This window comes from Pseudomonas sp. GXM4, from assembly GCF_008923895.1.
Lineage (GTDB): Bacteria > Pseudomonadota > Gammaproteobacteria > Pseudomonadales > Pseudomonadaceae > Aquipseudomonas > Aquipseudomonas atacamensis.
Genome location: NZ_WBRZ01000400.1, coordinates 1 through 3462 on the forward strand (window position 1 = coordinate 1; position 3462 = coordinate 3462).

4 protein-coding genes are annotated in these 3462 nt (G+C 49.6%); all 4 read right to left on the bottom strand.

All coding sequences use genetic code 11. The annotated features are described in order from the left end of the window. Positions 1 to 115 precede the first annotated feature (115 nt). Positions 116 to 847: a hypothetical protein gene (locus tag F8N49_RS26555; RefSeq protein WP_177434005.1), complete on the bottom strand. Its 732-nt coding sequence runs from the start codon at positions 845 to 847 to the stop codon at positions 116 to 118. Continuing rightward, positions 753 to 1028 (bottom strand): HNH/endonuclease VII fold putative polymorphic toxin, encoded by a 276-nt coding sequence (locus F8N49_RS28720; RefSeq protein WP_125927969.1) that lies wholly within the window; start codon positions 1026 to 1028, stop codon positions 753 to 755. Before F8N49_RS28720 ends, F8N49_RS26555 begins: the two co-directional genes overlap by 95 nt. Positions 1029 to 1073: 45 nt before the next feature. Next, on the bottom strand, positions 1074 to 1535 hold the full coding sequence (locus tag F8N49_RS26565) for a hypothetical protein (protein ID WP_016775045.1): 462 nt from the start codon (positions 1533 to 1535) through the stop codon (positions 1074 to 1076). Next, the coding region (locus tag F8N49_RS26570; RefSeq protein WP_178117080.1) for a DUF637 domain-containing protein at positions 1535 to 3462 on the bottom strand (1928 nt) is incomplete at its 5' end. The genes F8N49_RS26565 and F8N49_RS26570, both read right to left, overlap by 1 nt.

Here is a 3462-nt window from a genome sequence, read left to right on the forward strand (position 1 = left end):
TACCCAGCTTTTGCATTCAACGTGGTCTGCACCCATTTATCTCTCAGACGATATCGACAATCAGCGTGGCGACCTGCGCGGAGCTCAGAAGGAGAAAAAATAGCGAAATTCGGTTTTACGAATTATCAAAGTTTGATAAAAGATCATCCAGCACTTGTCGTTTTCCGACAGCGACAACTCCTCTATCAAGATCATCAAATTCACCAATCTTTGCCATTAACAGTCCGTTCCCCTCCGCCACATATTCGAAGAGCATCAGATCTTCCGAAATCTTTCCAGACCAGCCAATGAGTAAGGCTTCTTCCATATCCAAATCTATAGGCACAATGGCTACATAAGAACATCTCTCAGCCAAGAACGCCTCCAGAATTGTCCCATCTAAAAGATCCGATAGGCGAATACCTCCAAAAAACTTTAGCTTCCCATCGCGCTCCATGGTATGCACTATCGAATGACTTCCTTGGGGAACTTCAATCCCCCGTGATTTGAACCCACCCCATAGCCCTAAATATTTGACGATTCTCGTGCCTGGCTGCCAAGCCGAGTTACCCAAAAGCAACCAGGCTGCATATCCCGGCATATTTTCGACAACGCGTTCATGTATGAAGTCGAATATTGTTTCCAATGACTCATGAGGCTTCGACGCAATAAAACTAGCTGCAGACAACTTTAATCTGCATTTTCCGTTACCCTCATTCAGATTGATTGTCTGATTCGAATCAGATACGTCATTTTCTCCCAAAATTTTGATTTTAGTAATGATAATAATTTCCCGCTTCGTCGTTAAAATGCGCCCCGCGATTTTGCGGATCACCTTCCCCGCAATCATGTCCCGCTGTGTCGTCACGAATTCTCACTGTCCGCGTACCGCCACCTGAAGCGGGAACCTCAAACTCATAAATGGCTCCGGGCTGAGGGTTGCCCCGTTTGTCGACACTTTGAATTACTCGGCTAGGCTGCTGAATGGTCGGGGGAAAATGCGGACAGACCACGTTTTGGAGTACTTTTTCAACGTGGCCTGCCCCCATTCATCCACACTCTTCCAATACCGTTTCAACGTAATTTTCCTTCACTTAACCCTTAGCAATCAGGGTTACCTTCCACAACTTACCATCCTCTGAAAACTCCATACGTAGATCGTATGTTGAAAACTGATATTTGCACCACTGCCGGACTTTACCAATCAACATATCAACTTTAGCAGATGCTCCTGCGTCTGCCGTACCCAATACCTGAGTGACATTTTTGGCAGTCCAAGCATGAGCAGCCCGATCAAGCACATATTCGTTATACGGTGAATAGCCTTCATCCTCCTGCACAAAAAAATGAATGTGATTTAATTGTCCCGCACGAAACCCAAGCTCTATCCCAGACTTTATAAACTTGTAATATTTTGTTTTCCCGCCTGGATCATTATAGGCATCAGGAGTCTCTGAAATGACGGGCTTTTCTTCAAAACGTTGCCATAGACCCGTGATGACTGATCCATTCTCATCTTGACCGAGAGCGTGAATAAAGTCAGACCAAGTATTCATTATTTGATAACCCCAATCTCTCGATTTCTTTCCACTATTTTTTTAATTGTCTCATCGACAATTTTTGAATCATAACCTCGATTGCGTAAATTTTCTCGCAATGCGTCTGTATCACGGCACACCGCGCCGCACAGATCAATGGCGTCCTGTTGAACCTGTGCACGGGTATTTTTACCCCCATACGTGGGACCCGCAATGTGGACATCGCGAGGAACCTCCACGGCTGTTGCGTTTTGGTAAAGCGATTTGGCCTCCACCTCTGTAAGGGGACGACCTAATTCAGCTTCTTTTGCCGTACGCAATGCAGCAAAGGAAGGGATGTGGTCGTGCTCTAACCCGTCAGCAACTACTTCTCTTGACTTGAGATTCTTATAGGAGTCAACCTCAAGTTCTTGAACCGGTGCTTTGGACGCTTCGTTTCCTTTTACACCACCCGTACCCTTTACGTCGGCTTCCTTTGTGGCAGTCGTACCTTTCCCGGTTGCCCTACCCGGAAAAATTCCACCCCCCATCTGGATCGCGACAGCACCCAATTTTGCAAAGAAACCACCTTCCTGTAAATTCACGATGGAGGCTATTGACCCAGTGGAGTTTAGATTCCCTCCCTGAACAACTCCTACCCAATAGGCTTCTCCACTTTTGCCTTCACTTCGTAGCGTCGCTATCAGCTTCGAGAACTTTTCGTCATCGTCGGCCAAATCGTGGGAGATTTGACGGCAGGTATCAGGTGCCCCTTTACAAAACTCGTCCAGCTCTAACTCTCTTTGCTTGTCAAGCGCTTCATATTTATCCCTGACAGCAAGCTTTTCCTTATCCGTGGTCTTGCTGTCCATCTCAGCGAGCATCTCTTTCACCTCACGGTGGTAGAGATAGTTATAAGTCGTGGCACTCCCGGCGATGCTGGCTCCCAACTGTGAATTGCCATCAACGAGGGCCGCTGCAAGAACACCCGTGAGTTGGGACAACATCACCTGCAGCTGATCATTGCCAGCGGCGAACTTCACCAGCGTATTCATCGCAGCTTCATTCAGCCCAGCAGCCGCCGCACCGGTAGCAAAATCCCCGCCAGTTACTTCGGAAATCAAACCGCCCATCAGCGCATGCGCGACAACTTTTACTACGCCACCTTCCGGGAACTTGATCGTTTGATCGCCAACGAAATTGAACCCGGTCGCCATCGCGACACTGCCCGCTTCTCCCAGCAACGCGGAACCAAAGTTGTCAGCAAAACTTCCGCCACCAATGGTGGTAGAGATGCCACTGGAAATGAACGCGCGACCCGCAGTTCGGATCGCTACGTCGGTAAAATTACTGCTGGTCAGAATACTTGCGGCTTTGCTGCCCCCCGCTGTAAACCAATTGGCATCGGCATAATCAAGCATGCCTGCGGTGAAGCCAGCGATAGCTGCGTTCTTGAGACTGTCGGCGCTGAATGTTTCCTTGAATGCAGCGCCGAGGTTCCCTTTATTGCTGATCGTGCTTGTCACGCCCGTCGTAGCGAGAGTTGTGGCGAATGCGCCGCCGAAGCCACCGCCGACCAAGCCCAGTCCTGCCGGCCCCATCACAAAAGACATCATGATGGCGATGGCAATTTGCGCCGCTGGCCCAACGCCCGAGTTCTCGTATTTAAACGACTCGTGAATCTCCTTCACGCGCCGCCAATCAACATCTCCCCGAGCCTCCGCATCCTTCAACCACGCCAGTTGCGGATCAGCCTTGACCATCGCATCAATGGTCTGGCTGACGGACTCCTGACTCACATCCTTGATATCAATCTTCAGCCCATCGACCGCTTTCAGGACGATGTTGCCCTTGGCGATCATCTGCGTCTGGCGCAGGGTTTCGTCGGTGTTGCCGCGACCCTTGGCCGAGACCCATGCGGCGTTGTTGTTGGTTTTGGTATGGCTCTCGTCATGCAGATCCTTCA